This window comes from Rhodopirellula sp. JB055 (genome assembly GCF_043100905.1).
Taxonomy (GTDB): domain Bacteria; phylum Planctomycetota; class Planctomycetia; order Pirellulales; family Pirellulaceae; genus Rhodopirellula.
This window is the reverse complement of the sequence record NZ_JBICHO010000611.1, coordinates 1-6,086: the sequence shown is the minus strand read 5'-3', so window position 1 is coordinate 6,086 and position 6,086 is coordinate 1. Positions and strand designations below refer to the sequence as shown.

6 protein-coding genes and 2 pseudogenes are annotated in these 6,086 nt (G+C 55.9%); 2 read left to right on the top strand and 6 right to left on the bottom strand.

The features are described 5' to 3' along the window. A pseudogene (locus ACF8AM_RS23955) lies at nt 1-264 on the top strand (NAD(P)/FAD-dependent oxidoreductase); the annotation flags it as partial. Between the two features lie 323 nt (nt 265-587). On the opposite strand, the gene ACF8AM_RS23950 reads toward ACF8AM_RS23955, so the two are convergent. Further along, nucleotides 588-1,574: an NAD(P)-dependent alcohol dehydrogenase gene (locus ACF8AM_RS23950; RefSeq protein WP_392558071.1), complete on the bottom strand. Its 987-nt coding sequence runs from the start codon at nt 1,572-1,574 to the stop codon at nt 588-590. Nucleotides 1,575-1,805: 231 nt separating this feature from the next. Between ACF8AM_RS23950 and ACF8AM_RS23945 the strand changes: the two genes are divergently transcribed. Further along, nucleotides 1,806-2,708, top strand: a complete 903-nt coding sequence (locus tag ACF8AM_RS23945) for an SDR family oxidoreductase (RefSeq protein WP_392558070.1) — start codon at nt 1,806-1,808, stop codon at nt 2,706-2,708. Between the two features lie 170 nt (nt 2,709-2,878). Here ACF8AM_RS23945 and ACF8AM_RS23940 read toward each other — a convergent pair whose 3' ends face one another. The 5 genes and pseudogenes from ACF8AM_RS23940 to ACF8AM_RS23920 all read right to left on the bottom strand — a co-directional run. Then, nucleotides 2,879-3,223 carry a DUF3140 domain-containing protein gene (locus ACF8AM_RS23940; protein WP_392558069.1) on the bottom strand — a complete coding sequence of 115 codons (345 nt, stop codon included), beginning with the start codon at nt 3,221-3,223 and terminating at the stop codon, nt 2,879-2,881. A gap of 87 nt (nt 3,224-3,310) precedes the next feature. Next, a complete protein-coding gene (locus tag ACF8AM_RS23935) occupies nt 3,311-4,405 on the bottom strand; it encodes a c-type cytochrome (RefSeq protein WP_392558068.1) in 1,095 nt (364 codons plus the stop codon). 42 nt (nt 4,406-4,447) lie between these two features. Then, the gene (locus ACF8AM_RS23930) at nt 4,448-5,119 is read right to left on the bottom strand and encodes a cytochrome c oxidase assembly protein (protein WP_392558067.1); all 672 of its coding nucleotides are present in this window, start codon (nt 5,117-5,119) and stop codon (nt 4,448-4,450) included. Then, nucleotides 5,119-5,520, bottom strand: coding sequence for a transmembrane prediction (locus tag ACF8AM_RS23925; protein ID WP_392558066.1), 402 nt, complete (start codon nt 5,518-5,520; stop codon nt 5,119-5,121). Before ACF8AM_RS23925 ends, ACF8AM_RS23930 begins: the two co-directional genes overlap by 1 nt. Before the next feature lie 11 nt (nt 5,521-5,531). After that, a pseudogene (locus ACF8AM_RS23920) lies at nt 5,532-6,086 on the bottom strand (cytochrome ubiquinol oxidase subunit I); the annotation flags it as partial.

Sequence of the window (6,086 nt, the reverse complement as noted above, 5' to 3'; positions counted from 1 at the left end):
AGCAACGACAACCTGACGGTTCTCAGCGACGACATCTCTTCATGGGGTAGTGTGCGTAAGACCGGAACCACCGTCGCCGGGTACACAATTCTCATCGATTCGGAAACAGATCAGATTCTCGGAGCACACCTGCTCGGCCCGTCCGCGGAGGAAACCATCAACTTGTTTGCTCTCGCAATGAAGTTCAATCTGACGGCAACGGACATGAAGTCGACACTCTTCGCATTTCCGACCTTCGCATCGGACGTCCGGTCCATGCTCTGAGTCTCACGCCCCATGGGGGCAGCCCTATCCTAGGCCCAGGCATTGCCCCGGGGTTTCGTTACGGATGACCCAGCGCGAGCCCCAACGGGGCGGTCCTAGCGTTTTGGGATGACTCTCTGCTAGGAACGCCCCGTTGGGGCTTTGCAATCTTGGTCCCGCCGGAACCCAGGGCGCCGCCCTGGGCTGTCATAGGGCTGCCCCGTTGGGGCGAACAGGATACCGGAGACGAACCGGACGCTGTCGCGTTCCGGCTGATTGAATCAACACGCTCACAGGGCCACTGTCTTTGTTCTGTGCAATTACAGGTTGGGAGCGCCTTGAAATCACAGCCCACTGCCGTCGGCGGTCAGAACGACTTTGCCACGTTCCACGCCGTTCTCGACATGCTGGTGAGCTTGGCTCAACTGAGAGAACGGATAGATCGCGTCGATCGTGATTTGCAATTGTCCTTTCTCTCGCATCTCGATCAGCGTTCGCAAATCGTCCGCATTAGGCTTTGCCAACATCACCGTTCCTGATTTGGACATCGGCCAAGTCACCAGTGTCATCAGCATGCCTTTCGCATCGGGTTCGGTTGAGACGTAGCGGCCACCGTCGTTGAGCACTTTCTTAACGTCCCAGAATCCCGATTTCCCCGCTGCATCAAAGATGAGATCCCAACGCTCTTCCGATTCGGTGAAGTCCGTTGTTTCGTAGTTGTAAAAGTGGTCCGCGCCGAGCGATCGGCAGAAGTCCTCATTGTCGCCACTCGCGACCGCATCGACATGACAGTTGAATGCCTTGGCAATCTGAACCGCGAACATTCCAACTCCGCCGCTCGCCCCGTTGATCAGAACGCGTTTTCCGTCTGCGATGTCTCCATGATCGCGGAGTGATTGCAAAGCGGTTGTTCCGGCCAAGGGAATCGCAGCCGCTTCGTTGAAACTCAGGGAGTCGGGGATCGCAGCGGTCACGTCCACAGCGGCGACCGCGAAATCGGCGCTCGCACCACCGCGCATGGTATCGAGAAACGCAATCACCCGATCGCCCACTTCAAAGGCCCCGTCGGCACCGCAATCCGCAATGATTCCCGCGACGTCGTAGCCGGGAACGCGAGGGAACCCGCCAGGTAACAACCCTTTCATCTCACCACTGCGAATTCGGTAGTCGATCGGATTCACGCTCGATGCTTGGACATCGATCAGAACCTGCCCCGGCAATCGGTCGGGCAGCGGAACAACCCCCGAGTGCAACACATTCGGACTGCCATAGTCGTCGTAGACCACTGCGTTCATCGTTTCACACTTCTTTTCGGTTGCTGACGCACTCATGACGGCCTCTTTTTGCGGTGTTTCAATTGGATCTCACTGCTCGCGAATTGCGAGCCATCAAGCTATTGAGCGTTGATGCAATGCAACGATGCAATGCAACTGATGTTCCGAACGCGGAAGCCCCTCACCGAACATTCGGAACATTGTTTGCAACAATCGATCCCTCGCATCACCGACACGATGCCTTCCCAAACTTCGACGCAAATACCCCCAGTAAAAACGGAGATTTTAATGTCCACCGCAACCGAAGAACGCGTTCAGTTGGTCGATCCGAGACAAGCGTATGCAAGACCGCCCTTCAAAGATCAAGAAGCAATGAAGATGCCGGGCAGCAGCGAGAAAATGAAACCGCAGCCCAATCACGGCGAAGAAAGCTACGAAGGATCGGGCAAGCTAAAGGGCCTGACCGCATTAATCACCGGTGCTGACAGTGGAATCGGTCGCGCAATCGCGATTTGCTATGCGAGAGAAGGTGCGAACATCGCGATCAATTACCTCTCCGAAGACGCGGACGCGAAACAAACGGCAGAAGTCGCTAGACAAGCTGGCGTCGACGTGTCCGTGATTCGCGGCGATCTTCGCGAGGAATCGTTCTGCAATGACTTGGTCGAAAAGACCCACCAAGAACATGGGGCGATCGATATTCTCGTCAACAACGCAGCCTACCAAGAAACGGCTAACGATGTGGACGAGTTTTCGACCGAACTGTTCGATCGCATCTTCAAAACCAATGTCTACGCTCCTTTTTGGCTCTCGCGAGCCGTGATGAAACACCTGCCACCCGGAGGGAGCATCATCAACACGGCTTCGATCCAAGGCTATGATCCTTCGCCCTACTTGTTGCCATACTCATCCACGAAGTCGGCTCTGTTGGGCATGACCAAAGGCTTGGCGAAGTTAGCGATGGACCACGGGGTGCGAGTCAACGCGGTGGCTCCCGGCCCGGTTTGGACACCTCTGATTCCAGGATCAATGCCCAAAGACAAGTTCGAAGAGTTTGGTGGGAGCAGTCTGTTCGGACGCCCTGCCCAACCGATCGAATTGGCACCGCTCTATGTCTGGTTGGCCAGCCCCGATGCGAGCTACGTGACAGGTGAAGTCTTTGGATGCACCGGCGGTCGCACACCCGTCTGATCCAGCCAGCACACCTCAACACCGAGTGGTCTACCGAAGCGAAAAGGAAGGGTCGATCGTAGTGGATGAGGCGACGAGTGCTTGGATTTGACGCCAGTTCAGGACTCGTCGCCTCGTCCGCTACCCTAAAAACAATTCGCGGCAGACCACTGGTGAGTCTGCCTCTTTCTTTACTTCGACGGATCATGGCCCCAATTCTTGAGGCTGTAGCACCAGTCCGTACCTGAAACATCGCCGTCGGGTTCTTGTGCCACATGCCGCTTGATGTAGCCACAAACCTTCTGCATATGATCCACTTGATCGTCAGAAAGATCCGATTTGTTGGTGCGTTTGATCTCGATGATTCGGCGAGCCGACTGCCGACCGATGGACTCATCATCGCCTTCTTTGGTTTGCCCAACGGATTTGGACTCGTCGGTCTCCAACCATTCCTCGATCTCTTTGGGTTGCATGTTCACAAGATCATAAAACTCTTCGTAAATTTCTTCTTGCTTTTCCGTTAGACTGGTCGCCATGATTAAACCTTCCATTGCTGACAGTGTGTGGTGAAAGAACAATCCGTCTTCCTCGCGGTAGCCGAATGAAATCAGCGATGGGCCAGTTCATTTCTCCGGACGTTCGTCGGGCCTCGGCAAGGAAGCGTAAAAGGTTGCCAGATCAGAACGTTCCTGCTCGGACAACTTGTCAGCAATGGGATGCATCAAGCGTGCCGTTTGAGCCCCACCTCGAGCTCGCTTCTCGAATAGTTTCAACTGTTGCTGCAGATACCACCTCGACTGCCCCGCCAAATTGGGATACTCCTCGCGTCGGTTCTCCGCGTCCGGTCCGTGACACTTTTGACAAGAAGGGATTTTTCGACCGCGATCACCATTCATCGCAAGCTCACGGCCTCGATCAACCGCAGCCTGATCCGCTACCTCTGTTTCAAGCCTGGCAGGCAGATTGGTCGAAGCCGATTTGTGATAGTGTTTCGACAGAGCATCAATTTCTTGATTGGTCAGAGCATGACACACCGGCATCATCACACCACTGGTTCGCTCGGAAGAGCGGAACGAAAGCAACGACTGACGAAGATAGGCTTCCGTTTGACCGGTTAGGTGCGGAACTTGCTTGCCCGCGCGGCTGACTCCATCGACGCCATGACAATCGACGCAAGTTTGAAGGACAGGCAGCGCCGCAACAGCAGCCAGATCGCTATCTGATCGCTCCGCATCAAAGTCTTCGCGATTCTCCTTCAAGGCTTGTTGCAGGTAGGCGACCACGGGCCAGATCTCGTCACTTCGTGTTGGAACGGGCCAAGCCGGCATGCCAGCGAACTTGATTCCATGTTGGATGATGTAATGCAGTTCTCTCGGTTTCTTCTCAAGCAGCGATCGGTCCAGCCTCGGTGGTGTCGGCGTCATCCCCTTGGCAACGGGCGGCTGTTCTTGCCCCGGCAAACCGTGACAAAAACGGCAGTTGATTTCATAGATCTCGGCCCCCAATCGCGCGTCCATCAGGCCGCTGTCTTCGGGTGGCTTAGTCCCACGAGAATGAAAACTCACCGATCGGTCGCTAGCGAAGTTCAGCAACCAACGTGTGATCTGCCAGTGACCACTGCTGGCGTTGACCGGTATCACTCCGCTTACCAAGACAACGGTGCCGAGAATGCCAAGAACGCAACATGCGATCAAGGCTCGCTTCCAAGTCAACAACATGAGCCAGCACCATCGCTTTGCGTTGAAAAATGAAATCCAAAGTCACTCATGAAGTCCACTCCCGTAGCGTCGCTGAAACGTTGCGGAACCCTGTCGCGTCGAAACCTTTTCATCTTCACCGACCAAATCCTGTGTGAGCCAGAGGCCACCGGCCAAGAAGGCGATCCCTCCAACCACCAGCATCACCGCTCCACCAAGGTGTTGGTCCGTGATTGGTTCCATCCATACCGAATGATGGTGTGAATAGAGCAGTCTCGGCGAAAGAGTCAGCAACGCACCGAGCAACGTCATGTGCATGGAAGTCAGCAACAAACCGATCACTCCAGCACCACTGCGTGATGGTGAACGTGGTGCCTCGCCTCCAAACGCCGAGATCCACACCCACACTCCTGCAGCCAAAAACATGGATTGCTCGATCACGAAACCCAGCAAAGAGTGACGAGCAAAGTGATGCAGCCCCGGGGCGTGCCACGCCCATACGATCAACAGCTCACCCACCGAAGCTGGAATCGGCGAAAACAAACTCGGCACCTTTCGAACGGGATCCAATCGCGTCCCGGAGGCGGCGATCGCTAGCAACGGAGACGCAACGGCAACGACCGCCATGTGCAACGTCATGTGCGCGGCAAAGGAGACTTGTGCGAGTTCAGGCAACGGCCCCAACCACGCAAGTCCGAGCACCAACCAGCCGAGATTCCACATCCAAAGTTTCATCAGTCGCAACTCCCCACCATCACGAACACCAAAACGGTGAACAAAGTCGCCACGACGCTCAGTGCCGACAGCAAGAACGCGGTGAAGCCAAAGAAGTGCGTTCGGTCCGTGGGATCGTCAAAGTCATACGGTACGGGTGGATCGCCACGTCGAAAGTTGCGATAGCTCGCGTAGCCCACCCAGATGATCGCTGGCAGGGCGATTGCCGTGTAGATCCCGATGGAAGTCTGCATTGGCCGAAGGTTTCCCTCACCGATCTTTTCGCACCAGACCGCAGCGGTGATGTAGCAGGCCAAGAAATGAATGGCCCACACCGATGGAGAGATCGCGATCCACCACAAACGCTTCTTCATCGGGCGACGTTGCCCATGCTTATGCAGTGGTACCGGATGCTGGTTCATGCTCTCGCTCATCAGGCCACCTTGGGAAAGAGTGCCAGGACTGATCCCGTGATCGCAACGGTCAACAGAAGGAAGTGCCACGCCAAGGTGACGTTCACGATGTCCGCATCATGCTTCGCGTCCATCTTTCCAAACAGACGCCGCGCGATGCAGTAACCCAACATCGTGGCACCAAGAACTAAGTGCACCACCGTCCACAACACCAACACGCCGGTCGTTGAGCTGTACACGTGCACGGTCGGATCCATGCCATTGGAATACGGTCCCCAAACAAGTGCCGCCCCCGAGGCGACGGTCGCTGCCACCGCCAACAGACTCGATGAGTGAAAGCCGACCGAATGATTGCTGCGATTCAGACGACGAGCCATCACGTCCGCGCACCACGCGACGACGGCCAGCCCAACGGACACCAAGGGCCAGAACGTTCCGGCACCGACAACGGGTTCGCCATTCCATTGCTGCGGCGGAAACTCTTCGTGCACGGTCCAGTAGAAGAAGTAGCCAAACACCAGCGAAATGAAAGCTGTCATGTCGCCCAGCATCGTGATGAACATCGCCCACCAACC

Excerpts from the sequence above, each read along its gene's own strand:
- ACF8AM_RS23950 (WP_392558071.1), bottom strand. The coding sequence starts at position 1,574 with ATGAGTGCGTCAGCAACCGAAAAGAAGTGTGAAACGATGAACGCAGTG.
- ACF8AM_RS23940 (WP_392558069.1), bottom strand. The coding sequence starts at position 3,223 with ATGGCGACCAGTCTAACGGAAAAGCAAGAAGAAATTTACGAAGAGTTT.
- ACF8AM_RS23945 (WP_392558070.1), top strand. The coding sequence starts at position 1,806 with ATGTCCACCGCAACCGAAGAACGCGTTCAGTTGGTCGATCCGAGACAA.
- ACF8AM_RS23930 (WP_392558067.1), bottom strand. The coding sequence starts at position 5,119 with ATGAAACTTTGGATGTGGAATCTCGGCTGGTTGGTGCTCGGACTTGCG.
- ACF8AM_RS23925 (WP_392558066.1), bottom strand. The coding sequence starts at position 5,520 with ATGAACCAGCATCCGGTACCACTGCATAAGCATGGGCAACGTCGCCCG.
- ACF8AM_RS23935 (WP_392558068.1), bottom strand. The coding sequence starts at position 4,405 with ATGTTGTTGACTTGGAAGCGAGCCTTGATCGCATGTTGCGTTCTTGGC.